Consider the following 26,465-nt stretch of genomic DNA (forward strand, 5'->3'; position numbering starts at 1 on the left):
GCAACCGAAGCGTGGCGACACCCGCCAACATCCCAGGAGCCTGCCATGTCCCTCTCCCTAGACGTCGCCGTGGAACGCGGTCCGGCCTTCGCCGAGGCCGCGCCTGCGGCCCATCTCGCCTTTGAACTCTCCGGGCAGATCTTCGCCGTGGACGTCGTCGGCGTGCGCGAGATCCTCGACGTGCAGCCAGTCGCCGCTTTGCCCAACGCGCCGATGGAGCTTCTCGGCATGATCGACGTGCGCGGCCAGGGCGTCGCCGTGGTCGACCTCGCGGCGCGGCTTGGGCTCGGGTCGGGCGACCGCTCCGAGGCGCGCATCCTCGTCTTCGAGGTGGGGCCGGACGCCGCACCCATCGCCGCCTTCGCCGACCGCGTCCTCGCGGTGACGGAGATCGCGCCGGGCGAGATCGAGCCCGCGCCGAAGACGACGACCGGCTGGAGCGGCGCCGCGCTCCGCGGCGTGGTGCGCCTCGACGGGCGGATAGCGATGATCCTCGACATGGAGGCTCTGCTCGGCTCCGCAGCGTCCAATCCCTTTGACTTCGAATGAAGTCCTTCGTCGATCCGAGGGTCGGGATCGCCGTTCCACCTCGCATCACCAACGCGCAAGCGGCGGAAATCGTTTCACGCCTTCGCGCCGCCGCAGGCATCTCGATCGGGGCGGACAAGCACGCCTTCATCGAGCTCCGCGTCGGCCGCCGGCTGAGGGATCTCGGCATTCCGGACTTTGCGGCCTACATGCAGCGCCTCTCCGGCCCCGAAGGCGCCGCCGAGCTGGCTTCGCTGGTCGATTGCCTCGCGACGAACACGACGAGCTTCTTCCGCGAGACGGCGCATTACGACTGGCTTGAAAACGCGGGCGCCCCCGAACTTGCCGCCGCAGGCTCCGGGCGGGAGCGGGACTTCGTGATCTGGAGCGCGGCCTGTTCCCTCGGCGCCGAACTCTGGAGCGCCGGCATGGTGCTGGAGCGGCTCTCCGCCGGCCCGCTCGGCCGGCTCCGCTCCGCGCTCCACGGCACGGACGTGTCGACCAGCGTGCTCGAGCGCGCGAAGGCCGCGATCTTCTCGGAGGAGGAGCTTACGGGCCTCCCTGAGCCGCTCCGCAAGCGCCATCTCCTGCGCTCGAAGGCGCCGGTCGGCGGCCGCATGCTCTACCGGATCGAGCCCGAGCTCCGCAGGCGCGCGGTCTTCGCCTACGCCAACCTGATGAAGCCGGAAACCGCGCCACGGATCGAGGCGGACGTCGCCTTCCTCCGCAACGTGCTGATCTATTTCGAGCCGGAAGGGCAGCGCCGCGCCATCGAGGGCGTCGCCGCGCGGCTGAGGCCCGGCGGATATCTTCTTCTCGGGCATGCCGAGGCCCTGCCTTGCCCAATCCAGGGCCTGACGCAGCGTGGCCCGGCGATCTATCGAAAGGACGGATGATGAGCGACGCCAGCGGCCGCCGGCGGTGGCGGGTTCTGATCGTGGACGACAGCGCGGTGGTTCGGCAGACCCTGGCCGACCTCATCTCCTCCGATCCCGATCTCGAGGTTATGGGCATGGCCGGGGACCCGTTCATCGCGGCGGCCCGTATCCGGGAGGAGAGGCCGGACGTCATCACGCTCGATGTGGAAATGCCGCGGATGGACGGCGTGACCTTCCTCCGCAAGCTGATGGCGCAGCATCCGATCCCCGTCGTCGTCTGCTCCTCGCTTGTCGAGGCGAAGAGCGAGACGCTCTCCCAGGTGCTCGCCGCCGGCGCGGTGGAGGTGATCTGCAAGCCGCAGGTCGGCGTGAAGGCCTTTCTTGAGGAGAGCCGCACCATCGTCTGCGATGCGGTGAAGGCCGCGGCGCAGGCCCGGCTCAGCCAGATGAAACGTCGCGCGCCGCCCTCCGGGGTCGAGGCGAAACTCTCGGCGGACGCGATGCTGCCGCCCCCCGGCGCGAACGCCATGGCGCGGACGACGGAATCCGTCATCGCCGTCGGCGCCTCGACGGGCGGGACGGAGGCGCTCCGCGTTTTCCTCCAGGCCATGCCGATCGACTGCCCGGCGATCCTCATCGTCCAGCACATGCCGGAGGGCTTCACCGCTGCTTTCGCGAAGCGGCTCGACCAGGAATGCGGCGTCTCCGTCAAGGAGGCGAGGGACGGGGACCGGATGCTCCGCGGCCACGCGCTCATCGCCCCCGGCAACAAGCACACGCTGCTGAAGCGAAGCGGCGCCGCCTACATGGTCGAGGTGCGGGACGGCCCGCTCGTCTCGCGCCACCGCCCCTCGGTGGACGTGATGTTCCGCTCCGTCGCGCAGCATGCGGGCCGGAACGCCATCGGCGTCATCATGACCGGCATGGGCGACGACGGCGCGAAGGGCATGAAGGAGATGCGGGACGCGGGCGCCCGCACGCTCGGCCAGAACGAGGCGAGCTGCGTCGTCTACGGGATGCCGAAGGAGGCGATGAAGCACGGCGCGGTGGAGGAGGAAATGCCCCTCGAACGCCTCGCCCCGGCGGCGATCCGGCTGGCGGCTTCGGGACGCTGAGGGGTTGGATCGTTCTCCGTCCGGGCCGGTTCACCAGTCCGGACGGAGAACGATCTGACGACATTCAAGCCTTGTCCGGAACCATTCGAAAAGCTCCGGAAAACCGATCTCCCCCGCCGCCACGGCCACGACGAGATCGTCCACCGTCTCGTGGTCCGGGATGGCGAGGCGTCAGCCGCTCCTGTCGGTCAGCAGCTCGACGAGGAGCCAGAGCGTCCGCTTGTTTCCGTCTGCGAATGCGTGATTGCCCACGATGCTGTAAAGCGTCGCGGCGGCCTTCTTCGCCAGCGGTTTGTGATAGCCCGAATAGGGGCGGGCGAGAGCGGGCTCGATCAGATGCAGGCTGCTGACGCCGGCGCCGCCCCTTCGCAAGCCGCAACCCTCTCCTATCCGTCACACCCGCCCCTTGATCGCCCCCCACGCCTCCTCCGCCGTATCGACGAACTCGAAGAGGTCGAGATCCTCCGGGGAGATCGTGCCCGCCTCCGCCAGCATCTCCCAGTTCACCAGCCGCTTCCAGAACTCGGAACCGAAGAGCAGCACCGGCATCTTCTCCATCCGGTCGGTCTGGATCAGCGTCAGCGCCTCGAACAGCTCGTCGAGCGTGCCGTAGCCGCCGGGGAAGACGGTGATCGCCCGCGCGCGCATCAGGAAATGCATCTTCCGGATCGCGAAATAGTGGAAATTGAGCGAGAGCGACGGCGTCACATAGAGGTTCGGCGCCTGCTCATGCGGAAGCACGATGTTGAGGCCGATGGAACGCCCCCCGGCCTCCTCCGCGCCGAGATTGCCGGCCTCCATCACCCCCGGCCCCCCGCCGGTGCAGACGACAAGCTCCCGCCCGCCGCGGGCGAGGCTTTCCTTCGTCACCAGCCGGGCGAAGCTCCGCGCCTCCTCGTAGTAATGCGAGAGTTCGGCGAGCATCGGCGTCTTGGCCGAAGCGCGCTCCGCCGGCGGCGGAATCCGCGCGCCGCCGAACATCACCACCGTCGTCTCCACCCCCTCGGTCGTGAGGATGCGCTCCGGCTTCTCCAGTTCCAGCTGCAGCCGAACCCCGCGCAGCGGATCGGACCGCATGAAGTCCGGATCGACGTAAGGAAGCCGATAGGCCGGATGCGCCGTCTGCGGCGTCAGCGGCACGCGCGCGGTGTGGTCGAGATCCTCCTCCAGCGGGGTGAGGGCGGAATGGCGGTCGCGCGGCGTCATGTCTGCGTCAGGTCCTCTCGCATCGGGCGGCTCGATTGCGCGGCCCGGCCCTTCACCGTATAGCCTCGCCCGGACCGCGAACAGAGCCGAGGAACGCCCCCGATGACCCATTCAGCGCTGGAATCCGCCATCGAAGCCGCCTGGGAGGCGCGGGAGGGGATCAGCCCCGCCACGAAGGGCGAAACGCGCGATGCCGTCGAGGCCGCGCTCGACCTGATGGAGACGGGCGCGCTCCGCGTCGCGGAGCCGGGCGAGGGCGGTGTCTGGCATGTGAACCAGTGGGCGAAGAAGGCCGTCCTCCTCTCCTTCCGCCTCAACGACATGGCCCCGATCCCGGGCGGCCCCGGCGGCTCGACCTGGTGGGACAAGGTGCCCTCCAAGTTCGACGGCTGGGGGGAGGCCGAATGGCGCGCGGCGGGCTTCCGCGCCGTGCCGAACTGCGTCGTGCGCCGCTCCGCCTATATCGCGAAGGGCGTCGTCCTCATGCCCTCCTTCGTCAATCTCGGCGCCCATGTCGGCGAGGGGACGATGGTCGACACCTGGGCCACCGTCGGCTCCTGCGCGCAGATCGGGAAGAATGTGCATCTCTCCGGCGGCGTCGGCATCGGCGGCGTGCTGGAGCCGATGCAGGCCGGGCCGACGATCATCGAGGACGATTGCTTCATCGGCGCCCGCTCCGAAGTGGTCGAGGGCTGCATCGTGCGGGAGGGCTCCGTGCTCGGCATGGGCGTCTATATCGGCCAGAGCACGAAGATCGTGGACCGGGAGACGGGCGCGGTGATGTATGGCGAGGTGCCTGCGGGCTCCGTCGTCGTCTCCGGCTCCATGCCCTCGAAGAACGGCGTCAACCTCTACTGCGCCGTGATCGTGAAGCGGGTGGATGCGCAGACCCGCTCCAAGACCTCGATCAACGAATTGCTGCGGGACTGAGCGATGGGCTGGATCGGCGCCATCGTCATCGGCGGGCTCGCCGGCTGGATCGCGGAGAAGATCATGGGGGCGAACCATTCGCTCCTTCTCAACATCGTGCTCGGCATTGTCGGCTCGGTGGTGGCGAACTTCCTGCTGATCCAGCTCACCGGCGCCACCTTCGGCGGCTTCTTCGGGCGCCTCGGCGTCGGGATCGCCGGCGCCTGCCTCCTGATCGCCGCGGCGCGGCTCCTGCGCCGGGCCTGAAGCCTCACCGGAAGGCGAGCGTCCCGTCGTCGAGGCGCGCGGCGCCGATCGTCTCCCGCTCGTCCTCGTAGTCCTGGCTGAAGAGCCAGGGCTGCCGGTCCCCCTGTTTCGGGAAGAGGTCTATGCTCCGCTGGATGTAGCCGGCGCTGAAATTCTCAGGCTCGATCAGGAGCCGCCTCTCCATCCCCTCCTCCCCCGGCCTGAGCCGCGGCTCGACCACCTCCCGCCCCTCCGCTTGCATGTGGGCGAGGAGTCGGCAGACGAAGCCCGCCACGAGATCGGCCCGGAGCGTCCAGCTCGCGCGGAGATAGCCGAAAATCCAGGCGAGGTTCGGCAGCCCCTCGAACAGGATTCCCCGGTGCGCGAATGCCTGCGAGAAGTCGAAGGGCGCGCCCTCGACCGTGAAGGGAATGTCCCCCATCACGCTCATGCGCAGCCCTGTGGCGGTGACGATCACGTCCGCCTCCACGATCTCCCCGCTCTCCATCTCGATTCCCGTCTCCGTGAAGGTCCGGATCGCGCCGGTGACCATGGAGACGCGCCCCGCCCGGATCGCGGCGAAAAGGTCCCCGTCGGGGACGACGGCGAGGCGTTGCCGCCAGGGCCGGTAAGAGGGCGAGAAATGCGGATCGACCGGCGCCGCATCGCCGAGCAGCGCCGCCGCCGCGCCGATCAGCTCCGCCCGCACCGCCTCGGGCTCCTCCATGCAGCGGCGGGTGAAGCTCGTCTGGTCGTGGATCGCCTTCCGCCGCATGATCTCGTGGAACATCTCCGGCGGCAGGTCGAGCGGGCGGAGCAGCGCGGCGAGCTCGGTCTCGTTCGGCTTGGCGTAGAAATAGGTCGGCGAGCGCTGCACGATGGAGACATGCGCGCCGAGCGCCGCCAGCGCGGGCGCCAGCGTCGCCGCCGTCGCGCCCGAGCCGATGATTGCGAAGCGCCGCCCCGCCGCGTCCAGCCCCTCCGGCCAGCGCTGCGGATGCACGACGGGGCCGCGGAAGCGCCCGGCGCCGGGGAAGTCGGGCTCATGCCCCCGGTCATGGTCGTAATAGCCCTGGCACATCCACAGGAACCGGCAGGAAAGGGCGCGCCGTTCGCCGCCTTCCTCCACCTCCAGCGTCCAGCGCCGCCCCGCCTCGCTCCAGGCGGCGGCGCGCACCGCGCAGCCGTAGCGGATGAGCGGCGCCAGCCCCTCTTCCTCCACGGCCTCCTCCAGATAGGCGAGGATCTCCTGCGCCGTGGCGTAGGGCCTGCCCATCCACGGCTTCCAGCCGAAGCCGAAGGTGGAAAGGTCGCTGTCCGACCGCGCGCCGGGATAGGCATGGAGCCGCCATGTGCCGCCGAGCGCGTCGGCGCGTTCGAGCATCGCGAAGCGGAGGCCGGGCAGGAGCCTGCGGAGATGTCGCCCCGCGCTGATCCCGGAAATCCCGGCGCCGACGACGATGACGTCGAAATCCGGAGGCGTGGCGTCGTCGTCGCGGGGCATGGCTTCTCCTCGAGGCACCCTACCTTCGACGTGGGCGGGCGCAAGCGGCGGGGGGCCATCGAACTTCCGACGGCGGTTCTTCGCGGGCTGATCGCCAGGGCGCCCGGCGGATCAGGCCCGCCGCTGATCCACACTTGACCGCCGCGGCGGTCGCCGCCTGATCTTCAACAGCCGCGGCGGCTCCCGCCTCGGCCTTGCCATCGCCGCCGGATTGCGGATTGTGGCGGCATGAGCGACGCGACGAGCGAGACTACAGGCCGCATCCGCCGCCTCTTCGGGGGCGAGGCCTTCAAGTTCGCGCGCTGGGGCGGGGCGATCTCCCCGGCGGTGATCGGGCTCGACGCGGCGGGGGGGCGGCTTTTCGGCGAGGCGGTGCGCGTGCTCGCGGGCCATGCCGGGGCGACGCTGGCGGACGGGGAGGCGGAAGCGAACCTCCTCATCTACGTGATGAAGGACTGGCGGGACGCGGCGCGGGCGCCGAACCTGCCGGATTTCCTGCCCGATCTTCCCGCTCTCGTCGCCCGGCTGGAGGCGGCGGGGGCGAACCGCTACCGCGTCTTCGCCTTCGACGACGCCGGGGCGATCCGCGCCTCGATCACCCTCCTGCGCTATGACGAGCAGATGCGGGCCGCGCCGGTGGACTACATCGCGCTGACGGAGGCGGCGCTGGCGCTGCTCGTCTTCGACGAGAGCGGCGTTTCGGCAGACCGGCCGGTGGCGATGGCGCAACTGCCGGACGGGGAGAGGCGGGCGATGCTCGTCCCCTTCCACGCCGCGCTGCTGAAGGCGGCCTATGACCCGGCGATCCCCGCCGGATCGAAGGACCCGGCGCTCGCCCTCAGGCTCGCCGCGCGGGTCGGGCTTGCGGGCGCCGACGATGCCGCATGAGGCCCGCTACCGCGTCCACTACGAGGACGTGGACATGGGCGCCGTCGTCTATCACGCGAATTATCTCCGCTTCATCGAGCGGGCGCGGTCCGAGGCGCTGGCGGAGGCGGGGGTTGACCAGGGGGCGATGCGGGCGGCGGGGCTTGTCTTCGTCGTCACGCGGATCGAGGCGGATTTCCTCTCCCCCGCCCGCTATGGCGACATGATCCGGGTGGAGACGGAGGCGACGGAGACGCGCGGCGCCTCCGCGACCTTGGCGCAGGCCGTGTTCCGTGAGGAGACGCCGCTCTTCCGCGCGCGGGTCGTCTTCGCCTGCATGACGCTCGAAGGCCGGCCCGTGCGGCTGCCGGCCGAGGCGCGGGCGGCGCTGGCGGCGATGGAGGGCGAGCGATGAGACAGGCGGCGTTCGAGGCGCTTTCGGCGCGGGGATTCTTCGGCTGGTGGGTGCTCGGCGCGGCGATGCTGGGCATGTTCGCCTCGGGCCCCGGACAATCCCACACTTTTTCCGTCTTCGTCGGGCCGATCTCCGCCGATCTCGGCGTCACCCCGGCCGCGGTTGCGACGGCCTACGCCGGGGCGACGCTCGTCGCCGCCTTCGGCCTCCCCTTTGCCGGGCGGCTGACGGACCGTTACGGGCCGCGGCGGATGATGCTGGTCGTCGGGCTCCTCCTCGGCCTCGCCTGCCTCTTCTTCGGCGCGGCGGCGAATCTCCTGATGCTGGGCCTCGGCTTCGCGATGCTGCGCTTTCTCGGGCAGGGCGCGACGATGCTGAACTGCTCGAACCTCGTCAGCCAGTGGTTCGACAGGAAGCGCGGCTTCGCCATGAGCCTGATGGCGCTCGGCTTCGCGGGCTCCATCGCGGTGCATCCGCCGCTCGGGCAATGGCTGATCGACAATTACGGCTGGCGCTTCGCCTGGGTCGTGCTCGGGCTCCTGACCTGGGCGCTGCTGCTCCCCGTCTTCTGGCTGATCGTGCATGACAAGCCGGAGCCGCTCGGGCTCGACCCGGACGGGGCGGCGAGCGGGCCGAAAGGGGGGGCGAAGGGGGAGATTCCGGGGCTGACGCTGAAGGAGGCGCTGCGGACGCCGACCTTCTACATCGTGCTCGCGGGCATGTTCTCGATCTCCATGCTCGTGACGGTGTTGCATTTCTACCAGGTCACGGTCTTCACCCGCGCCGGGCTCGACGCGGCGGACGCGGCGCTCGTCTTCCCCATCGCGGCGGCGGTGATGGTGGCGACGATGCCGCTGGTGGGGCGGCTGATGGACCGGATCCGCACGCGCTTCGCCTTCGCGCTGGCGCTTTGCGTGCAGGCGGGGGCGCTCCTGATGGCGACGGCGGTGGGGGATTTCGCCACGGCCGCGATCTTCGCCGCGGTCTTCGGGCTCAACAACGCCTTCTCGATGACGCTCTTCGGCTACATCTTCCCGCGCTATTTCGGGCGGCGGCATCTCGGCTCGGTGCAGGGCGCGGCGCAGACGGTGATCGTGATCGGCGCCTCCGCCGGCCCGCCGCTGATCGGCTTCGCGGCGGAGGCGGCGGGGGAATTCGCGGGGCCGCTGCGGCTCGCCGCGCTCTTCCCGCTCGCCTGCGCGCTGGTCGCCGCGCTGTTCCTCCGGACGCCGGCGCCGCTGGCGGAGGGGCGCCAGGGCGATTGAGACGGGGCCGGCTGAAGCGCATTCGGGTATTTGCAGCTTTCCCGCCGCCTTCGCTTTGCGGGTCGTCATCACGAACGCCCGGCTGATCCGACCCGCGGCGGATCAGCCCGCGCCCGCCGCTCCCCGCGGGCGCGAATCCGCGGCCACAGCGGCGGGCATGGCCTGATCTCAAGCGGCCGCGACAGCTTGGCTCCCCTCGCCCTGCCGTCTTCCGCTGGAAGGCTGCTGATCGAGGCCGGGGATCATTGCCGCGGCCGCGGGGCCAAGATGCGATGGCGACGGAGGGGCGCGTGAGCGGCCCGCTCGCGCGCTTCCTGCGCTTTATTGCGGCGCGGCGCCCGCTCATTGACGAAATCGCAGGAAAGCCTCATCTTGACGAAGACTGCGCCGCGCTCCGCGGCCGGTCGCGATCAAGCGCCGCACAAGACGGCCAGAGCGAGGCGAGCATATGGAGACCGAAGCGATCGCGGCCGCCGGAGCGGCGGCGGCGGAACTGGATTTTACGCTTACTGCGCTGTTCCTGCGTGCGACGCTGACCGTTCAGCTCGTGATGATCGCGCTCGTGATCGCCTCCTTCTGGTCTTGGGCGATCATCGTGGACAAATACCTGTTCTTTGCGAAGGCGCGGCGCGAAGCGGGGCTTTTCGAACAGGCGTTCTGGTCCGGCCAGCCGCTCGACCAGCTCGCGGAGCGCCTCGGGGCGGAGCCGCGCTCCGCGCTGGAGCGTATCTTCGCCGCCGGCATGGCGGAGTGGCGGAAATCGCACGGGCCTTCGGGCGGGATCGCGCCGGGGGCGCAGCAGCGGATCGACCGCGCGCTCTCCGTCGCCGTCTCCCGCGAGGAGGAGAAGGCGGGCTCCCGGCTCGGCTTCCTCGCCTCCTGCGGCTCGATTTCACCCTTCGTGGGGCTTTTCGGAACGGTCTGGGGCATCAAGCACGCCTTCGAGCAGATCGCGATCCAGCAGAACACCAATCTCGCCACCGTCGCCCCCGGCATCGCGGAGGCGCTGCTGGCGACGGCGCTCGGCCTTCTCGCTGCGATTCCGGCGGTGATCTTCTACAACAAGTTCACCGGCGACGTGGACCGGATGGGCGGCCAGATGGAGAATTTCGCGGAGGAGTTCGGCGTCATCCTCTCCCGCCAGCTAGAGCGGAAGGTGTCCTGAATGGGCGCATCTCTCTCCGGTTCGGGCGGCGGAGGCGGGCGGCGCGGGCGGCGGCGGCGCGGCGCCGGGCGGCCGATGTCGGAGATCAACGTCACGCCCTTCGTGGACGTGATGCTGGTGCTCCTCATCATCTTCATGGTGGCGGCGCCGATGCTCACCGTCGGCGTGCCGATGCGGCTGCCGGAGACGAACGCGCAGGCGCTCCCTGTCGAGCCCGAGCCGCCGCTGACGGTGAGCCTCGCGGCTGACGGCGTGATCTACGTGCAGGAGACGCCGATGGACTTCGCCGAGTTCTCGGCGCGGCTGCCGGCCATCGCGGCGGAGCGGCGGGACGGGCAGGTCTATCTCCGCGCGGACGCCGGGCTGCCCTATGGCGTGGTGGCGCAGGCCATGGGCGCGCTGAACGCCGCCGGTTTCGCCTCCATCGCGCTGGTGACGGACCCGGCGCCCCCGAGCGCTACCGGGGGCGAATGACATGCGCGTCGGCGCCACGGTCTCGGGCGGCGCGCATCTTGCGCTGATCGGGCTCGCGATCTTTTCCGGCGCGCTCTTCAGCGGGCGGGAGACGCCGGCCATGAACATCGCAGAGGTCACGCTGATGAGCGGGGCGGAGTTCGAGGCCGCGCGCTCCGCCGCGCCGGTCTTCGACCCGAACCTGCCGCCTGCGCCGGAGGCCCCGAACCCGGGCGAGGAGCGGGCCGACGTGACCCTCGCCGAGACCGACGCCGCGCCGACCGCGCCGAACCGGGCGCCGGCCCCGCCCGAGGCTCCGGCGCGGGGCGAGGCGGCGCCCGCCGCGCCCGACCCGCTGAGCCAGACCGCCGTCGCCGATCTCGGGGAGCGGATCGCCGCCCCGGCGGCGCCGGAGGCGGAGCGGATCGTCGCCGCGCCGCCGCCCGAACCCGATCCGGCGCCCGTGGCGGAGAGCGCCGTGGCGTCAGCGCCGGCGCCGAGGCCCGCCGCGCCCCGCGTGGAGGCGCCGGCGCCGGAGCCGCCCGCCCCCGAGCCCGCGCCGGTCGAGGCGGCGGAGCCCGCCCCGGCGCCGCAGCCCGAGCCCGAGCGCGCGCCCGAACCCCAGCCCGAGATCGCCGCGGCGACGCCGCCGGCCGAAGAGCCGCCCGTCGAGACGCTGAACGACCCGGCCGTGCCGGCCCCGAAGCTGAGCCCGCCGCCGCCGACGAAGCCGCGCGACGTGGCGGAGGCGAAGCGCGCCGAACGGCTCGCCCGCGCGGCGGAGCAGCCCGAGGAGACAGGCGCGACGCGACAGGCCGAAGCCCCCTCCGGCGGCGGAACGACGCGCACCGTGGGGGAGCTTTCCTTCCGCGACAGGGAATCGCTCCGCGTCGGGATCCGGGGCTATTTCAGCCCGCCGACCGGCCTCGCCAACGCCGACCGACTCGCCGTCAAGATCCGGATCGAGGTGAGCGAGGAGGGGCGGATCATCGCGGGGCCCGAGGTGCTGGAGCCCTCCGGGCGACTCGACGCCGCGCATGACGCGCTCTATCGGGCGGGGGTGCGCGCGCTCCGCCGCGCAGAGGCGGCGGGCGTTTTCGCCGCGCTTCCGCGTGACAGATACGGGTCATGGCGGCTAATGAACGTGACCTTCACGCCGCGGGAGATCCAGTTCCTATGACGCGTCTTCTCATCGCCCTCCTCCTCATCCTGCCGGCGCTCTCCGCGCCGCGGGCCCAGACGAATGACGGCGCGCTGGAGATAACCGTAGCGGGCGGGGAGTTCGAGCCGATCTCCCTCGCCGCGCCGGGATTCTTTGGCGCGCCTGGCGAGGCGGCGGACCTCGCGCAGCGCATCCGCGGGGTGGTGCTGGCCAATCTCGAAGGCTCCGGCCTCTTCCGCGCCGTGCCGCCCGAAGCCTTCATCCAGCAGATCGACGATTTCGACTCGGCGCCCCGCTACGCAGACTGGCAGGCGATCAACGCCGACGCGCTGCTGACCGGGCGGGCGAGCATCGAGTCGGACGGGCGTCTTCTGGTGCAGTTCAGGCTCTTCGACAATTTCGCGCAGGGCCAGGTCGAGGGCCTGCAGTTCTTCGCCGATCCGGCGGAGTGGCGGCGGATCGGGCACAAGATCGCCGACGCGGTCTATGCCCGATTGACGGGCGAGGGGCCCTATTTCGACAGCCGCATCGTCTATGTCCACGAGAGCGGGCCGAAGGGCCAGCGCGTGAAGCGCCTCGCGGTGATGGACCAGGACGGGGAGAACCACCGCTTTCTGACCGACGGGCGGCAGCTTGTGGTCACGCCGCGCTTCTCCCCTGTGAGCCAGGACCTGCTCTACATCTCCTTCGAGCGCGGGGAGCCGCAGATCTATCTCCTCAACATCGCGACCGGGCAGCAGGAGATCCTCGGCAATTTCCCCGGCATGAGTTTCGCCCCGCGCTTCTCGCCTGACGGGCGGCAGGTCGTCATGTCTCTCGAACAGGGCGGCAATACGGACATCTACGTGATGGAGCTGGCCACGCGGCGTCTCACCCGGCTGACGGACGGGCCGGCGATCGAGACCGCGCCCTCCTTCAGCCCGGACGGGCGGCGCATCGTGTTCGAGAGCGACCGCGGCGGCGGGCAGCAGATCTATGTCATGAGCGCCTCCGGCGGGCCGGCGACGCGGATCAGCTTCGGCCAGGGGCGCTACGGCACCCCGGTCTGGTCGCCGCGCGGGGACCTCATCGCCTTCACCAAGTCGGGCGGAGGGCAGTTCGCCGTGGGCGTGATGCGGGAGGACGGCTCGGACGAGCGCATCCTCGACGCGAGCTTCCTGTCCGAGGGGCCCACATGGTCCCCCAACGGGCGGGTCATATCATTTTTCCGCGAGAGCGCGGGCGCCAACGGGGCCGCGAGCCTCTGGAGCGTGGACATCACCGGCCGGAACCTGAAGAGACTGAATGTTCCGGGCGCGGGATCGGACCCGGCCTGGTCGCCGCTCCTGCCGTGAGGCGGGCGGGCCGAGAGGGGACGCTGAAGAGACGAAACAGCCGCGCGGCGAGGCCGGCGGCGAACATGGTGGAGACCTGAGACGATGATCAGCAAGTTCACGACGACTCTCATGGCCGGCGCGGCGCTCCTGCTCGCCGCCTGCTCGGAGGAGCCGCCCGAGGCCGGCGGGCCGGGGGGGAACCCCTCCGCCATCGGCGCGCTCGACCCGGCGTCGGTCGCCTATTTCCAGCAGACGGTGGGCGACCGAGTCTTCTTCGAGACGGACAGCTCCCGCCTCACCGCCGCGGGCCAGCAGACGCTGGTGCGGCAGGCGGCATGGCTGGCGGAGAACCCCGCCGTCAACGTTGTGGTCGAGGGCCATGCCGACGAGCGCGGCACGCGCGAATACAACCTCGCGCTCGGCGCCCGCCGGGCCGAGGCGGCGCGCGCCTTCCTCGCGGCGCAGGGCGTCGCCCCGAGCCGGCTCCGCACGATCTCCTACGGCAAGGAGCGGCCGGAGCAGCTCTGCTCGGCGGAGAACTGCTGGTCGCAGAACCGCCGCTCGGTGAGCGTGGTGGCCGGCGCGCCGACGAGCTGAGCCGGAACGGAACGATCGCGCGGCCGGATGCGTTCCGGCCGCGCGAACTGACAGGGGAGGCAGCGCGATGACGATGCGGATGGGCGCGGCGGCGCCGCTCCTCGGGCTGGCGATGGCGCTCGGCCTCGCCTCCGGCGCGGCGGCGCAGGTGGACCGCTACGAATTCCTCCAGATGAAGAAGCAGCTGGAGGAAATGCAGGCCGAACTCGGCCGGCTCCGCGGCGTCGTCGCCGCGGGCGGCGGCATGGCCGCGCTCGAGGACGAGCTGAAGCGGCTCGTCGGCCAGGTCGAGCGGCTGGAATTCGCGCAGCGCCAGCACGAGGCGGCGACGAAGCAGAAGATGCTCGACCTCGAATACCGGATCATCGAGCTGGAAGGCGGCGACCCTTCCATCCTCTTCCAGGAAGAGACGAGCCCGGCCCCCGCGCCGGCGCCCGCTCCCGCGCCGACGCAGCAGGGCGGCGGCGTTCTCGGCGTGCTGACCTCGCGCGCCGATGTCTCCGGCGCGGAGCGCGCCGATTTCGACGCGGCGCTGGCGACCGCCCAGGGCGGGGATTCGCGCGCGGCGCGGGCGGCGTTCGAGCGCTTCCTCACCGACCATCCCGGAAGCGCGCTGGCGCCGGAGGCGCATTACCGGCTCGGCGAGGTCCATTTCACCGCCGGCGAATACCGCGCGGCGGCGGAACGGTTCATCGACGGGGCGGAGCTGAACCCCGCGGCGCCGACCGCGCCGGAAAGCCTCCTGAAGCTCGGGATCACGCTCGGCCTCCTCGGCAACCGCGAGGTCGGCTGCGCGACGCTCCGCGAAGTGCCGAGCCGCTATCCGCAGGCGGCGGAGCAGATCGCCCGAGCGGCCCGGGAGGCGGGCCGCGCCGGTTGTGGCTGAGGCCGCGCCGGTTCTCTCCGAAGTCGCCGAGGCGCTCGACGCGCTTCTGGCGGGGGCGGCGCCGCGCCTCGGCCTCGCCGTCTCGGGCGGCGGGGACAGCATGGCGCTGATGCATGCGGCGGCGGACTGGGCGAAGGCGCGGGGCGCCGCGCTCTCCGTCGCGACGGTGGACCACGGGCTCCGGCCCGATAGCGCGGAGGAGGCGGCCTTCGTCGCGCGCGATGCGGCGGCGCTCTCCCTCCCGCATGAGACGATCCTGTGGGAGGGGCGCGGGGCGGCGGGCAACCTCCAGGCCGCGGCTCGGGCGGCGCGGCGGCGGCTCCTCTCCGCCTGGGCGGCGCGGGAAGGGCTGGACGCGGTGGCGCTCGGCCACACGATGGACGACCAGGCGGAGACGGTTCTGATGCGGCTCGCCCGCGGCTCTGGCGTGGACGGGCTTTCCGCGATGGCGGCGCGAACGGAAGCGGAGGGCGCGATATGGCTCCGGCCGCTCCTCGGGCTCCGGCGCGCCGATCTCCGCGCCTTTCTCGAGGCGCGGGGGGCGGGATGGGTCGAGGACCCATCGAACGAGGACCTGCGCTTCGACCGCGTGCGCGCGCGCCGTTCGCTGGAGGCGCTGGACCCTCTGGGCCTGACGGCGGAGGGGCTTTCCTCCACCGCAGCACGGATGCGGAGCGCGCGGGAGGCGCTGGACCACGCCGCCGCGGCGCTGGCGGAGGAGGCGGCGCGCGAAGGCGCCTGCGGGGAGATGCGCCTCGCCGTCGCGCCGCTTCGCGCGGCGCCCACGGAGCTTTCGCGGCGGCTCTTGCGCGCGGCGCTGGCCCGCGTCTCCGGCGCGGAGTACGGCGCGCGGGCGGAGGCGGAGGCGGCGCTGATGAGCGCGATCCTCTCCTGGCGGCTCGGCGGCGGGCGGAGCCTCCACGGCTGCCTGATCCGCCCTGACGGGCCGTCGCATGTGATGCTGGCGCGGGAGGCGGCGGCGGTGGACCCGGCGCCCGCTTCGCTGCCGGAAGGCGGGGCGATCTGGGACGGGCGCTTCTTCCTCGCGGCGCGGGCGGGCGAGAACGGGCTCGTCGCCCCGCTCGGCGAGGCGGGGGCGCGGCGGCTGACGGAGATGGCGGCGACGGGCGAGTGGCGGGCGCCGGCGCACTGGCGCGCGGCGCCGCAGGCCGCGCGGATCACCACTCCGGCGCTCTGGCGCGGCGAGGCGCTGGCCGCAGCGCCGCTCGCGGGCTGGGGCGAGGGATTGACGGCGCGGCGGGCGGGCGCGGGCTGGCCGGGGGGGTGAGCGGCCGGGGCGCGTTCCCGGTTCGGGATTCCGTTCATCGAGAGGCCGGACGCTCTTCGCCCTGCGGCTTGGGCCTCCGGGCGAAAGACGAAGGCGGGCGCCCTCCCCCTTTCGCGAAGAAACTTTACCCCGGCGCCCCCGTCGGTTACCTTGACCGGACGAGAGCCCGTCAGAGGCTCCGCATGAGGCCAGAGCGATGCAGTCTCCCGAGCGGTTCGCGAACCTGCCCGAATACGCGTTCCCGCGCCTGCGCGCGCTGCTGGACGTCTATCCGCCGGGCCCGGCGGGGGCGAACGCGGAGCCGGTGGCCATGTCGCTCGGCGAGCCGCGGCATCCGGCCCCGCCCTTCCTCGCGGAGGCGCTGGCGCGGCATGTGCCGCTCTATGGCAAGTATCCACCGAACGAGGGGGCGCCGGAGCTTCTGGAGGCGATCGGGGGGTGGATCGGGCGGCGCTATGGCGTCTCGCTTGACCCGATGCGGCAGGTATTTCCCCTGAACGGGACGCGGGAGGGGCTGTTCGCCGCCGCCGTCGCGCTCTCGCCGGAAGAAAAGCAGGGGAAGAAGCCCGTCATCCTCCTGCCGAACCCGTTCTACCAGTGCTACGCCGTCGCCGCGATCACCGCGGGGGCGGAGCCCTACTACGTGAACGCGACGGCGGAGAGCGGGCATCTGCCGGATTTCGCGGCGCTGCCCGCCGAAATTCTTGAGCGGACGACGGCGGCCTATCTCTGCTCCCCCGCCAATCCGCAGGGCGCCGTCGCCTCCGACGAATACTGGGCCGGGCTGATCGCGCTGGCGGACCGTCACGACTTCATGATTTTCGCGGACGAATGCTACGCGGAAGTCTATCGCGGCCCGGCCCCGCCGGGCGCGCTTGCCGCCGCGGCGCAGGCGGGGGCGGACCCGGAGCGCGTGGTCGTCTTCCACTCGCTTTCCAAGCGGTCGAACCTGCCCGGCCTCCGTTCCGGCTTCGCCGCGGGCGGGCCGAAGGCGGTGGCGGCCTTGCGGCAACTCCGGAGCTATGCCGGCGCGCCGCTGCCGCTGCCGGCGCAGCTCGCCGCCGCCGAGATCTGGCGCGATGAAGCGCATGTGGAGGCGAACCGCGCGCTCTACGCCGTGAAATACGAGATGGCGGACCGCATTCTCGGCGACCTGCCGGGCTACGTGCCGCCCGCCGCCGGGTTCTTCCTCTGGCTCGAAGTCGAGGACGGGGAGGCGGCGGCGCTGCGGCTCTGGCGGGAGCATGGCGTCCGGGTCCTGCCCGGCGCCTATCTCAGCCGGCCGGGGAGCCTTGACGGGACGGACCCCGGCGCGGGGCGCATCCGCGCGGCGCTGGTGGACGAGCCCGAGCGGGTGGAGCGCGGGCTCCGGGCGATCCGCGCGGTATTGGGGGGCTAGGATGGCGAAGAGCTGGTCGGAGGACGAGAAGGCGCCGCTGCTGCCGCCGGCGGCGCGGGCCTTCGTCGCGCGGCGGGGGGCGGAACTGGCCGGGGCGTTCCTCGCGCTCGCGGGCGCCGCGCTCGCGCTCGCGCTCGGGACGCATCATCCGGACGATCCGAGTTGGTTCAACGCGACGGAAGCCGCGCCGCGGAACCTCCTCGGCGCGCCGGGCGCGCTCTTCGCCGACCCGCTTCTCCAGACCCTCGGCCTCGCCGCCTGGGGCCTGCCGCTCTTCGCGCTGGCATGGGCGGGGCGGCTCCTCGCCCATGCGGGGGAAGAGCGGATCTGGGCGCGGGTGGTCTTCGCGCCGCCGGCGCTGCTCCTCGCCGCGATCTTCGCCTCGGCCCATGCGCCGCATGAGGGCTGGCCCTTCTCCAGCGGGCTCGGTGGCATGATCGGGGACGGGGCGCTCAGCCTCCTGCTCGGCGCGCTGCCCGGAGCGGCGGCGGAGATCGTGAAGCCGGCGACGCTGGGGTTGGCGCTCGCCGTGTTCCCGCTCTCGCTCCTCGCGCTCGGCGTGACGACGGGGGAGGCGCGGGCGGCGTTCGGCTTCCTCGCGCACTCGCTCGTCTCCGCGCTCGTGGCCGTGGGCGTTCATGCGGCGATGGTCGGCGCATGGGTCGTGGAGCGGATGCGCGCGGCGCTGGCGAAACCGCGAAGCGAGACGCATGCCCCGCCGCCCCCGCTCGGCGCCGCGCGGCGGCAGGAGCCTGGTTTCGAAGGCCCGAGGCGCGAGCCGGGCTTCGCCGCCGCCGCCGCAGCCCCTGCCGATGAGGAGGAAAGCCCCCTTCCGGCCCTTCTGCGCCGCGCGGGCCCGCCGCTCGAACGGGTCGCCGAACTGCCGGCGGAGCGGCCGGTGGAGCGCGCGCAGCGCCCGGCGAAGAAATCCCGCGCCGCCACGGCCGAAGAGCAGCCGATGCTCGCCTTCGACGAGGAGCCGGAAAGCTATGTGAAGCCGCCGCTCTCCCTCCTCCAGTCGCCCTCCAAGATCGCCCGCCACCGGGAGAGTGATGCGGCGCTCGACCAGAACGCGCGGATGCTCGAAAGCGTGCTGGACGATTACGGAGTGAGGGGGGAGATCGGGGCGATCCGGCCCGGGCCGGTCGTGACGATGTACGAGCTCGAACCGGCGCCGGGCCTCAAGGCCTCCCGGGTCATCGGGCTGTCGGACGACATCGCGCGCTCCATGTCCGCCCTCTCCGCCCGCGTCTCCACCGTGCCGGGGCGGAACGTGATCGGCATCGAATTGCCGAACGCGAACCGGGAGATGGTGCTGCTCAGGGAGATCTTCGCCTCTGGCGTCTATGGCGATTCGAGCTTCCGGCTCGCGCTCGCGCTCGGCAAGGATATCGGCGGGGAGCCGGTGGTGGCCAATCTCGCGAAGATGCCCCACCTGCTCGTCGCGGGCACCACGGGTTCGGGCAAGTCCGTCGCCATCAACACGATGATCCTGTCGCTCCTCTACCGGCTCAGCCCGAAGGAATGCCGGCTCATCATGATCGACCCGAAGATGCTGGAATTGTCCGTCTATGACGGCATCCCGCATCTCCTCTCCCCCGTCGTCACCGACCCGAAGAAGGCGGTCGTCGCGCTCAAATGGGCGGTGGCGGAGATGGAGGACCGCTATCGGAAGATGTCCAAGATGGGGGTCCGCAACATCGACGGCTACAATGCCCGGGTGCGGGACGCGCTGTCGAAGGGCGAGGGCTTCTCCCGCACCGTGCAGACTGGCTTCGACGAGGGGACGGGCCAGCCCGTCTTCGAGACGGAGGAGATCGAGCCGCAGGAAATGCCCTTCATCGTCGTCATCGTGGACGAGATGGCGGATCTCATGATGGTGGCGGGCAAGGAGATCGAGGCCTGCATCCAGCGCCTCGCGCAGATGGCCCGCGCCTCCGGCATCCACCTCATCATGGCGACGCAGCGGCCCTCGGTGGACGTCATCACCGGCACGATCAAGGCGAACTTCCCGACGCGGATCTCCTTTCAGGTCACGTCGAAGATCGACAGCCGCACGATCCTCGGGGAGCAGGGGGCGGAGCAGCTGCTCGGCATGGGCGACATGCTCTACATGGCCGGCGGCGGGCGGATCACCCGCGTCCACGGCCCCTTCGTCTCGGACGAGGAGGTGGAGGAGGTCGTCGCCCATCTGAAGACGCAGGGCGAGCCCGAATACGTCTCCGCCGTCACCGAGGGCGGGGACGACGAGGACGAGGCGGCGATCGACGAGATCCTCGGCCTTGGCGGCGGGGACAATTCGGACGAGGCGCTTTACGATCAGGCGGTGGCGATCGTGGCGCGGGAGCGGAAATGCTCCACGAGCTACATCCAGCGCCGTCTCGCCATCGGCTACAACAAGGCCGCGCGGCTCGTGGACATGATGGAGCAGCAGGGCGTGGTGTCGCCTGCAAACCACGTCGGCAAGCGCGAGGTGCTTGTCGAAGAAAGATAAGGCCAATCAAGGCTTGCGCCGCGCCTCCGCCTCGCAATACGTTCTGAGTTACGCGAGGGAAATCTTAATGTTTATCGCGAAAGTTGCGGTAAACCGAGGACGGGACGGGGGGTCATATGAAATCAGTAATTCGCGCGGCGGCGCTCGCCGCGGCTTTCGGCGCTTTTGACGCCTCGGCCCAGGGCTTCGTTCCCACCGACGACCGCGCCGCGCTCCGCGAGGAGCAGAAGGCGATCTTCGCGCAGATGTTCGAGCGGCCGGACGACCTCGACCTCATGTTCTCCTATGCACTCGTCTCCATCCGGCTTGAGGATCTCGAGGCGGCGATCTCGACGCTTGAGCGGATGCTGATCTACAACAAGGACCTGCCGCGCGTTCACATGGAGCTCGGCGCCGCCTATTACCGGCTCGGCAGCTACACGACGGCGCAGTACTACTTCAACAACGTGCTCGCCTTTTCCGACGTGCCGCCGGTGGTGGTTGGGAAGGCGAACGAGTTCCTGCGCGCCATCGAGCAGCGGACGGAGACGAGCGTATTCGTCGGCTCGGTCTCGACCGGGATCGCCTACGCCTCCAACGCCACGCTGGGGCCGGACGATTCCACCGTGCAGCTTTTCGGCCTGCCGGCGGTGCTCGCCAACCAGTTCCTCGAGGATGACGATTTCGGAATCAGGACGTCCGCCTCCGTCTCGCATTTCTACGATCTCGGGCAGCCGGATTCGGATTTCTGGCGGACGGACGCCTCGGTCTTCAGCCTGCATTACTTCGACGCCACGGATTCGGACGTGGATTCCCTCCAGTTCCGCACCGGCCCGCAGATCTCGCTCGACGACCGGCAGTTCGGGCCGAAGCTCCGGCCCTTCGCGGAGGTCGAATATGTGCGCTCCGCGAACGACGCGCTCTATCTGACCGGCTCGGCTGGGGCGGAATACAGCGACACGCTCTCCGAATCGCTCTCGGTCTTCGGGTCCGCGCGCGCCGGCTATCGCGACTATTTCAACGGGCGGAACGATTTCGACTCGGTCGTGCTGCGAGCCTCGGGCGGCTTCGCCTGGCTCCCCTCGCCCGACCTCGTGTTCCGCGGGGCGGCGTTCATCGACCGGGAATTCGCCGACGCGGACTTCAACAGCAACACCGAGGGCACGCTCCGCGCCTCGCTCAGCTACAGCTATGACAGCGGGGTGGACTGGGTGACGCGCCGGTGGAACCTCACCGGCTTCGTACAGGCGACGGGCCGCGTCTTCGACGCGCCGGACCCGACCATCGTGGGGGCGGCGAGCGGGCGGGAGCGCAAGGATATCGACCTGCGCGCCGGGCTTCGCCATGTCTTCCACCTGCAGGACGGATTCTGGATCGCGGCGGATGTGGACGGGCTGGCGCGGAATTCGAACATCAGGAACTTCGATCTCGAGAATGTCGGCGCGGGGCTGAGCGTCGGCTTCGATTTCTGAGGGAGGACGGACCATGCGGCGTTTACTGACCACGACGGCCATCGCGGCGCTCCTTCTCGGCGCGCAGAATCCCGCCGAGGCGCGCGAGATCGGCTCCGTCGCCGCGGCGAACCGGGACATCGAGGGCACCCCGCCGGATGCGACGACCCGCGCGCTCCTTCTCGGCGACCGGGTCATCGCGAACGAGCGGATCGTCTCCTCCCCGGTCGGTTCGGGGCAGATGCTGTTCCTCGACCAGACCTCGCTCACCATCTCCCCCAATTCGGAGATCGTGCTGGACAAGTATGTCTATGACCCCGACACGGAGCGGGGCGAGATCGGCCTCACCGTCACCCGCGGCGTGATGCGGATGATCGGGGGGCGGATCACCAAGACCAATGACGCGGTGATCGGCACGCCGACGGCGACGATCGGCATCCGCGGCGGCATCGGGCTCGTCGTCGTGGACGGGGACACGACGAAGGTCATGCATGTCGCCGGCGAATACACGAAGATCGACGGGCCGGGCGGCTCGCTCACGCTGAACCGGCCGAACGCCTTCGCGCAGATCGGCGCGGGCGGACAGCCGGAATATCTCGGCGTCGCGTCGGAGGCGGACGTCGCCGCGCTCTACAACACGATGCAGGGCGGCGGCGGCGGCTCCGAGCAGGGGGTCGAGAGCGAGTCGGTGGAGGGCTCCGGCGTCTCCTCCGTCAACTCGGAGGCGCCCGACACGGTCGCCGCCGCGCCGATCTCGACGCTTGGCGAGCGCCCTGCGCAGGACAACGCCGCAGAGGTCGAGCAGGAGACGATCTCCTCCACTCCCGAAGTCACGCCGGGCGCGCAGGACCCGGAGGATACGGTCGTGGAAGGCCCGTCGCCCGAGCCAGAGCCGGAGCCGGAACCCGAGCCGGAGCCGGAGCCCAATCCGTTCGCCAGTTTCATCGGCGGCGGTTTCATCGCCGAAGCTCGCTCCTTCACCGACGCCGACGGCGTGGTCGTCTCGGATCCTGTCGCCGCCAATCTCGCCGTCTCGGACGAGGGCGCGCTGGCGACCGGCTTCGAGTCGGGCTCCATCGTCATCACCTTCATCGACGAGCAGGGCGCGGTGGATGTCGTCCGTCTCAACACGCCGTCTCAATCCGGCTTCTTCAACGTGGACCCCGCCCAGACCTCGGGCCCGGACGGGCAGCAAATCGTCGGGGCCGGATTCGCGGACGTGGAGGACGGCCTTCTCGCCTACTGGGTGCAGGACCCGGCGGACGGCGATATCGGCTTCATCCTCGGCGCGGAGCCGGGGCCGACGCAGCTTCGCCCGCTCAACCAGAACAACGCCAATTTCCGGGCCACCGAGTTCCGGGTCCTGCCGGACCTCAACATCTCCACCCCGGGCACGGCCGTTCCATTCCTGCCCGCAGGGCTCGGCGAGGTCTTCGACAACGGGAGCCGGGAGCGGATCTTCCTCGTCTCCCGGCCGAACCAGCCGCTCTTCGGCGCGGGCGCAGGTTCGGCTTCGAATCTCGGGAACAAGTGGCTGCTGCCGACCTTCCGCGTCGAGGGGACGGGCGCGAACCAGAACTTCCTGCTGATGGTCGGGGCCGCCGGCGTCCAGAACAACGGGGCGGACGCGCCGGACATGACGAGTTTCTCCCGCGGCTCATTCCGGATCGGCGGCGAGGGCGCGGCGCAGCGGATCCAGCCTTTCGTGGGCACGCTCGCCGTGCCGGACTCCGTCGACCAGACGGGCGGCAAGACCGTTTTCGGCGCGACGGACGATTATCTGGTGCTCACCAACATCAGCTCCTTCGGCCTTGGGGACGATCAGCCGGAGGACGCAGTCTTCGCCAGCTTCTTCCAGAACTTCCTTCAGGGCGGCGGGCCGGACACCACCTACGGCAACCTCCATCTCGCGGAGCGGACCGGCTCCAACCTGTTTGCGCCGACCGACCGCTTCCCCTTCGGCGCGACGCCCGCCGCCTATGCGACGGAGACGGGATTCGCGGGCGCGAACGCGCTCGCCGCGAACGAGGTGCGGTTCCTCTCCTTCGGCTACGGCTCGGGCGCGGCGTTCCTCCGGAGCCAGGCGGGGGACGAGAAGTTCCTCCTCCGCACATCGGCGGACGGGAGCGTGACCGGCGTCCGCGCCGGCTTCGGCCTGCAAAGCGCCCAAGGCTCGGTCTCGATCGGCCTCGACGAGACGGACGGCTCATCCATCTTCGGCGCGTTGCTGAATTTCGGCGGCAACCGTTCCGCCGTGATCGACAACGCCCGCTTCGGGATGCGGGAGCACAACGACTCCGCCTCGTTGGCCGACGTCTTCTTCCCCGACTTCCTCGGGGGCACGGGCGTCGACACGGAGGACGGCTTCCTGACCGGCCGGCCGCCCTCGAGTTTCGGCGACACGGCGCTGCGCGGCGCGCTGCTCTCGCACGGGCTCGCGGAGGCCTCAAACCTCTATCCGGCCAACACGCCGCTCACGCCGCAATTCCTGACCTGGGGCTGGTGGACGGGGCAGTTCCGCTTCGCGGATAACGACCCCGGCGATTTCCAGAACGCCCGACTCCAGTTCAGCCTCGGCACATGGGTCGCGGGCGACCGGACGGACGTCCTGCCCGCCTCGGGGCTTGCGACCTTCAACGGCCCTGTAACGGTCAACGCGATCAACCTGAACGGCGCCGATTTCGTCGATGGCGGGCGCTTCCAGCTCGACTGGGATTTCGGCCAGCGGATCGGCCAGGCAGGCTTCCAGAACGTGCTGAACCTGCCCGATTTCCAGGTGACGGTTGACGACATTTCGGGCCGGCGCGGGTTCAACGATTATGGAGGGGAGACGATCATCTCCGCCGCCGACCCGATCACCGCGCGGGTGGACGGCTCCTTCTTCGACGGGCCGAACGCGAATGACGCGCGGGCGACCGCCGGGTCATTGCGCCTCGACAGCTCTTCGGGTTCAATCCGCGCGACAGGAACATTCTGGGGGGAGCGCTGAACCGCGCTCCCGGGGGCGCATGACGGATCATCGGAAGGACTACGCCTTCACGGCGACGACGCTGAAGCAGCGCACGCATGACGAGGCGATGTATTCCGGCGCCCTTTCCTTCTGCCGCCGCGCCTTCGCCCGCGACCTGGCGGGCGTCGACGTGGCGGTGATGGGCGTTCCGCTCGACACGACGGTGACGAACCGGCCGGGAACGCGCTTCGGCCCGCGGGCGGTGCGCGCGGCCTCCACGCAGCTCGCCTGGTCCCGCGCCTGGCCCTCGGCGTTCGACCCGTTCGAGCGGTTGGCGGTGGCGGATTGGGGCGATGTCGCCTTCGACCCGGGGCGCCCCGGCGAGACGCCCGCGATCATCGAGGCGGCGATCTCCTCCGTGCTGGAGGAGGCGAAGGCCGCGCTGGTGATCGGGGGGGACCATTTCACCACCTATCCCGCGCTCCGCGCAGCCGCGAAGAAGCATGGCGGGCCGCTCGCCCTCGTGCAATTCGACGCGCATACCGACACGTGGCAGGACGAGGGCGACCGGGTGGAGCACGGCACGATGTTCTGGCGCGCCGTGAGGGAGGGGCTGATCGACCCGGCGCATTCGGTGCAGATCGGCATCCGCACGACGAATGACGACCCGCTCGGCATCACAGTGATCGACGCGATCCGCTGCCACCGCTCGACCCCGGAGGAGGTCGCGGCAGAGGCGCTCCGCGTCGTCGGCGGCCGGCCGGCCTATCTGACCTTCGACATCGACGCGCTCGACCCGTCCTGCGCGCCCGGCACGGGCACGCCGGTTTGCGGCGGGCTCTTCAGCTGGCAGGCGCTGGCGATGCTTCGCGCGCTGAAGGGGCTCAACCTCGTGGGCATGGACGTCGTCGAGGTCTCCCCGCCCTATGACCATGCCGAGATCACGGCCCTCGCCGGCGCCACGGTTGCGCTTGAGATGCTCTGCCTCTACGCGGTGCGCCCTTGAGCTCCCCGGTCAAGGCGGCGCTCGACGCCTTCCTCTCAGAGCATCCGGACATCGAGTTCATCGAGCTGGTCTGGCCCGACATGAACGGGGTGATGCGGGGCAAGTGGCTGCCGATCTCCGAGATCGGCAAGCTCGCGCCCGGCGCGCAGCGGCTGCCCGCCTCCACCTATGCGCTCGACATCTTCAGCCAGGACACGGATGCGGACGGGATCGCGCTGAAGGTCGGCGACCCGGACGGGATCGCGGCGCCGCTCCTCCACACGCTGCGGCCGATGCTCTGGTCCCACCGGCCGGCGGCGCAATGCCTGATGACGCTGACCGATGTGGACTGGGAATCGCCCAATCCCTACGATCCGCGGGCCGCGCTGGCTGGCGTGCTCGCGCGCTACGAGGCGGCGGGCTTGAAGCCGGTCGTGGCGCCGGAGCTCGAATTCTACCTCGTAGACGCGGAGGCGGCGCCGAGCGGGCATGTGCAGCCGCCGCTCGGCGCCGGGGGGCGGCGGCTCGAATCCGGGCAGGCCTATCTCCTCGACGTGCAGCGCCATTTCGAGCCGCTCCTTTCCGAGATCGAGGCGGCGGCGGAGATGCTGGACGCGACGACGACCGGCTTCATGGCCGAGTTCGGGCCGGGCCAGTTCGAGGCCAATCTCAACCATGTGGACGATGCGCTGGCGGCGGCGGACCGGGCCATCGCGCTCCGCCGCGCGGTGCGCGGGGTGGCGCGGAAGCACGGGATGGACGCCTGCTTCATGGCCAAGCCCTATGGCGACGAGGTGGGCTCGGGCCAGCATTTCCACGTCTCCGTGCTGGATGCGGAGGGGCGCAACATCTTCTCCGGCGAGGATGACGAGGTTCCGAATGAAGCGCTCGCGGGCGCGATCGGCGGGGTGCTTGCGCGGATGCCGGAATCGACGCTCGGCTTCGCGCCGCATTTCAACTCCTACCGCCGCCTCCGCCCCGGCTCCTTCGCGCCGGTCCACGCCGTCTGGGGCGTGGACAACCGGAACGTCGCCGTGCGCGTGCCCACCGCTGCGGGGCGCGGCGCGCGGCTGGAGCATCGCGTCGCCGGATCTGACGCCAACCCCTACATTGCGCTCGCGCTCATCCTCGCGGCGATGCTGGAGGGGATCGAACGCAAGCTCGACCCGGGCCCGCCGACCGAGGGCGGGGACCCGCAGGAGGGCGCGGCGCGGCTGCCGGGCGGCTGGCGCGAGGCGACGAGGCTCTTCGCCGAATCGGATTTCGTGAATCGCGCCCTTGGGGAGGAGTTCACCCGCGTCTATTCGGCGATGAAACGGCAGGAGGCCGAAGGTTTCGCTATGCGCGTCTCCGATGTCGAGCATATAGTAACGTCCAGATTGATTTGAGACAAAGCCGTCGGGGGGT

The 26,465-nt window shown here is 70.8% G+C and carries 24 protein-coding genes; 21 read left to right on the forward strand and 3 right to left on the reverse strand.

Annotated features, from left to right (window positions below):
• Nucleotides 1-45 precede the first annotated feature (45 nt).
• Genes ACE37J_RS07520 through ACE37J_RS07530 form a run of 3 tightly spaced genes read left to right on the forward strand, consistent with a single transcriptional unit; the run spans nt 46 to nt 2,521 of the window.
• Nucleotides 46-549, forward strand: a complete 504-nt coding sequence (locus ACE37J_RS07520; RefSeq protein WP_409709456.1) for a chemotaxis protein CheW — start codon at nt 46-48, stop codon at nt 547-549.
• Complete coding sequence (locus tag ACE37J_RS07525) at nt 546-1,424, forward strand: CheR family methyltransferase (RefSeq protein WP_409709459.1); 879 nt, start codon at nt 546-548, stop codon at nt 1,422-1,424. Before ACE37J_RS07520 ends, ACE37J_RS07525 begins: the two co-directional genes overlap by 4 nt.
• Nucleotides 1,424-2,521: a chemotaxis response regulator protein-glutamate methylesterase gene (locus ACE37J_RS07530; RefSeq protein ID WP_409709462.1), complete on the forward strand. Its 1,098-nt coding sequence runs from the start codon at nt 1,424-1,426 to the stop codon at nt 2,519-2,521. Before ACE37J_RS07525 ends, ACE37J_RS07530 begins: the two co-directional genes overlap by 1 nt.
• A gap of 171 nt (nt 2,522-2,692) precedes the next feature.
• Here ACE37J_RS07530 and ACE37J_RS07535 read toward each other — a convergent pair whose 3' ends face one another.
• Entirely contained in the window at nt 2,693-2,893 is a 201-nt protein-coding gene (locus ACE37J_RS07535; protein ID WP_409709465.1) for a Fic family protein, read from the reverse strand.
• A 21-nt stretch (nt 2,894-2,914) separates the two neighbouring features.
• On the reverse strand, nt 2,915-3,727 hold the full coding sequence (locus ACE37J_RS07540; protein WP_409709468.1) for an LOG family protein: 813 nt from the start codon (nt 3,725-3,727) through the stop codon (nt 2,915-2,917).
• A gap of 102 nt (nt 3,728-3,829) precedes the next feature.
• On the opposite strand from ACE37J_RS07540, the gene dapD reads away from it, so the two are divergent.
• A complete protein-coding gene (gene dapD / locus ACE37J_RS07545) occupies nt 3,830-4,657 on the forward strand; it encodes a 2,3,4,5-tetrahydropyridine-2,6-dicarboxylate N-succinyltransferase (RefSeq protein ID WP_409709471.1) in 828 nt (275 codons plus the stop codon).
• Between the two features lie 3 nt (nt 4,658-4,660).
• On the forward strand, nt 4,661-4,903 hold the full coding sequence (locus tag ACE37J_RS07550) for a GlsB/YeaQ/YmgE family stress response membrane protein (protein ID WP_409709474.1): 243 nt from the start codon (nt 4,661-4,663) through the stop codon (nt 4,901-4,903).
• A gap of 4 nt (nt 4,904-4,907) precedes the next feature.
• On the opposite strand, the gene ACE37J_RS07555 is transcribed toward ACE37J_RS07550, so the two are convergent.
• Nucleotides 4,908-6,386 (reverse strand): flavin-containing monooxygenase, encoded by a 1,479-nt coding sequence (locus ACE37J_RS07555; protein WP_409709477.1) that lies wholly within the window; start codon nt 6,384-6,386, stop codon nt 4,908-4,910.
• A 228-nt stretch (nt 6,387-6,614) separates the two neighbouring features.
• Here ACE37J_RS07555 and ACE37J_RS07560 point away from each other — a divergent pair, with 228 nt between their 5' ends.
• From ACE37J_RS07560 to ACE37J_RS07635, 16 genes are all read left to right on the forward strand, one after another.
• Nucleotides 6,615-7,274, forward strand: a complete 660-nt coding sequence (locus tag ACE37J_RS07560; protein WP_409709480.1) for a hypothetical protein — start codon at nt 6,615-6,617, stop codon at nt 7,272-7,274.
• A complete protein-coding gene (locus ACE37J_RS07565; RefSeq protein ID WP_409709483.1) occupies nt 7,264-7,668 on the forward strand; it encodes a YbgC/FadM family acyl-CoA thioesterase in 405 nt (134 codons plus the stop codon). Before ACE37J_RS07560 ends, ACE37J_RS07565 begins: the two co-directional genes overlap by 11 nt.
• Nucleotides 7,665-8,933, forward strand: coding sequence for an MFS transporter (locus ACE37J_RS07570; protein ID WP_409709486.1), 1,269 nt, complete (start codon nt 7,665-7,667; stop codon nt 8,931-8,933). The genes ACE37J_RS07565 and ACE37J_RS07570 overlap by 4 nt, the downstream gene beginning before the upstream one ends.
• Nucleotides 8,934-9,381: 448 nt before the next feature.
• Complete coding sequence (gene tolQ, locus ACE37J_RS07575; RefSeq protein ID WP_409709489.1) at nt 9,382-10,098, forward strand: protein TolQ; 717 nt, start codon at nt 9,382-9,384, stop codon at nt 10,096-10,098.
• Entirely contained in the window at nt 10,099-10,572 is a 474-nt protein-coding gene (locus tag ACE37J_RS07580) for an ExbD/TolR family protein (protein ID WP_409709492.1), read from the forward strand.
• 1 nt (nt 10,573) lies between these two features.
• On the forward strand, nt 10,574-11,731 hold the full coding sequence (locus ACE37J_RS07585) for a hypothetical protein (RefSeq protein ID WP_409709494.1): 1,158 nt from the start codon (nt 10,574-10,576) through the stop codon (nt 11,729-11,731).
• Nucleotides 11,728-13,047 carry a Tol-Pal system beta propeller repeat protein TolB gene (gene tolB, locus ACE37J_RS07590; protein ID WP_409709497.1) on the forward strand — a complete coding sequence of 440 codons (1,320 nt, stop codon included), beginning with the start codon at nt 11,728-11,730 and terminating at the stop codon, nt 13,045-13,047. The genes ACE37J_RS07585 and tolB overlap by 4 nt, the downstream gene beginning before the upstream one ends.
• 84 nt (nt 13,048-13,131) lie before the next feature.
• The gene (gene pal, locus ACE37J_RS07595) at nt 13,132-13,626 is read left to right on the forward strand and encodes a peptidoglycan-associated lipoprotein Pal (RefSeq protein ID WP_409709500.1); all 495 of its coding nucleotides are present in this window, start codon (nt 13,132-13,134) and stop codon (nt 13,624-13,626) included.
• 67 nt (nt 13,627-13,693) lie between these two features.
• On the forward strand, nt 13,694-14,512 hold the full coding sequence (ybgF, locus tag ACE37J_RS07600; RefSeq protein ID WP_409709503.1) for a tol-pal system protein YbgF: 819 nt from the start codon (nt 13,694-13,696) through the stop codon (nt 14,510-14,512).
• On the forward strand, nt 14,505-15,800 hold the full coding sequence (gene tilS / locus ACE37J_RS07605) for a tRNA lysidine(34) synthetase TilS (protein ID WP_409709506.1): 1,296 nt from the start codon (nt 14,505-14,507) through the stop codon (nt 15,798-15,800). Before ybgF ends, tilS begins: the two co-directional genes overlap by 8 nt.
• A gap of 196 nt (nt 15,801-15,996) precedes the next feature.
• Nucleotides 15,997-17,199: an aminotransferase class I/II-fold pyridoxal phosphate-dependent enzyme gene (locus ACE37J_RS07610; RefSeq protein ID WP_409709508.1), complete on the forward strand. Its 1,203-nt coding sequence runs from the start codon at nt 15,997-15,999 to the stop codon at nt 17,197-17,199.
• Nucleotide 17,200: 1 nt separating this feature from the next.
• Entirely contained in the window at nt 17,201-19,693 is a 2,493-nt protein-coding gene (locus ACE37J_RS07615) for a DNA translocase FtsK (RefSeq protein WP_409709511.1), read from the forward strand.
• Nucleotides 19,694-19,809: 116 nt separating this feature from the next.
• Entirely contained in the window at nt 19,810-21,144 is a 1,335-nt protein-coding gene (locus ACE37J_RS07620) for a hypothetical protein (protein ID WP_409709514.1), read from the forward strand.
• 13 nt (nt 21,145-21,157) lie between these two features.
• Nucleotides 21,158-24,112: a FecR domain-containing protein gene (locus ACE37J_RS07625; RefSeq protein ID WP_409709517.1), complete on the forward strand. Its 2,955-nt coding sequence runs from the start codon at nt 21,158-21,160 to the stop codon at nt 24,110-24,112.
• Nucleotides 24,113-24,131: 19 nt separating this feature from the next.
• Entirely contained in the window at nt 24,132-25,079 is a 948-nt protein-coding gene (gene speB / locus ACE37J_RS07630) for an agmatinase (protein WP_409709520.1), read from the forward strand.
• Nucleotides 25,076-26,446 (forward strand): glutamine synthetase family protein, encoded by a 1,371-nt coding sequence (locus tag ACE37J_RS07635; RefSeq protein ID WP_409709522.1) that lies wholly within the window; start codon nt 25,076-25,078, stop codon nt 26,444-26,446. The genes speB and ACE37J_RS07635 overlap by 4 nt, the downstream gene beginning before the upstream one ends.
• Nucleotides 26,447-26,465: the final 19 nt, after the last annotated feature.

The organism is Pikeienuella sp., from assembly GCF_046290545.1.
In the GTDB taxonomy this organism is placed as follows: Bacteria; Pseudomonadota; Alphaproteobacteria; order Rhodobacterales; family Rhodobacteraceae; genus Pikeienuella.

What these genes read in the sequence shown, in the direction of transcription:
- ACE37J_RS07520 (WP_409709456.1), top strand. Translation starts at nt 46, where the DNA reads ATGTCCCTCTCCCTAGACGTCGCCGTGGAACGCGGTCCGGCCTTCGCC.
- ACE37J_RS07525 (WP_409709459.1), top strand. Translation starts at nt 546, where the DNA reads ATGAAGTCCTTCGTCGATCCGAGGGTCGGGATCGCCGTTCCACCTCGC.
- ACE37J_RS07530 (WP_409709462.1), top strand. Translation starts at nt 1,424, where the DNA reads ATGAGCGACGCCAGCGGCCGCCGGCGGTGGCGGGTTCTGATCGTGGAC.
- ACE37J_RS07540 (WP_409709468.1), bottom strand. Translation starts at nt 3,727, where the DNA reads ATGACGCCGCGCGACCGCCATTCCGCCCTCACCCCGCTGGAGGAGGAT.
- dapD (WP_409709471.1), top strand. Translation starts at nt 3,830, where the DNA reads ATGACCCATTCAGCGCTGGAATCCGCCATCGAAGCCGCCTGGGAGGCG.
- ACE37J_RS07550 (WP_409709474.1), top strand. Translation starts at nt 4,661, where the DNA reads ATGGGCTGGATCGGCGCCATCGTCATCGGCGGGCTCGCCGGCTGGATC.
- ACE37J_RS07555 (WP_409709477.1), bottom strand. Translation starts at nt 6,386, where the DNA reads ATGCCCCGCGACGACGACGCCACGCCTCCGGATTTCGACGTCATCGTC.
- ACE37J_RS07560 (WP_409709480.1), top strand. Translation starts at nt 6,615, where the DNA reads ATGAGCGACGCGACGAGCGAGACTACAGGCCGCATCCGCCGCCTCTTC.
- ACE37J_RS07565 (WP_409709483.1), top strand. Translation starts at nt 7,264, where the DNA reads ATGCCGCATGAGGCCCGCTACCGCGTCCACTACGAGGACGTGGACATG.
- ACE37J_RS07570 (WP_409709486.1), top strand. Translation starts at nt 7,665, where the DNA reads ATGAGACAGGCGGCGTTCGAGGCGCTTTCGGCGCGGGGATTCTTCGGC.
- tolQ (WP_409709489.1), top strand. Translation starts at nt 9,382, where the DNA reads ATGGAGACCGAAGCGATCGCGGCCGCCGGAGCGGCGGCGGCGGAACTG.
- ACE37J_RS07580 (WP_409709492.1), top strand. Translation starts at nt 10,099, where the DNA reads ATGGGCGCATCTCTCTCCGGTTCGGGCGGCGGAGGCGGGCGGCGCGGG.
- ACE37J_RS07585 (WP_409709494.1), top strand. Translation starts at nt 10,574, where the DNA reads ATGCGCGTCGGCGCCACGGTCTCGGGCGGCGCGCATCTTGCGCTGATC.
- tolB (WP_409709497.1), top strand. Translation starts at nt 11,728, where the DNA reads ATGACGCGTCTTCTCATCGCCCTCCTCCTCATCCTGCCGGCGCTCTCC.
- pal (WP_409709500.1), top strand. Translation starts at nt 13,132, where the DNA reads ATGATCAGCAAGTTCACGACGACTCTCATGGCCGGCGCGGCGCTCCTG.
- ybgF (WP_409709503.1), top strand. Translation starts at nt 13,694, where the DNA reads ATGACGATGCGGATGGGCGCGGCGGCGCCGCTCCTCGGGCTGGCGATG.
- ACE37J_RS07610 (WP_409709508.1), top strand. Translation starts at nt 15,997, where the DNA reads ATGCAGTCTCCCGAGCGGTTCGCGAACCTGCCCGAATACGCGTTCCCG.
- ACE37J_RS07615 (WP_409709511.1), top strand. Translation starts at nt 17,201, where the DNA reads ATGGCGAAGAGCTGGTCGGAGGACGAGAAGGCGCCGCTGCTGCCGCCG.
- ACE37J_RS07620 (WP_409709514.1), top strand. Translation starts at nt 19,810, where the DNA reads ATGAAATCAGTAATTCGCGCGGCGGCGCTCGCCGCGGCTTTCGGCGCT.
- ACE37J_RS07625 (WP_409709517.1), top strand. Translation starts at nt 21,158, where the DNA reads ATGCGGCGTTTACTGACCACGACGGCCATCGCGGCGCTCCTTCTCGGC.
- speB (WP_409709520.1), top strand. Translation starts at nt 24,132, where the DNA reads ATGACGGATCATCGGAAGGACTACGCCTTCACGGCGACGACGCTGAAG.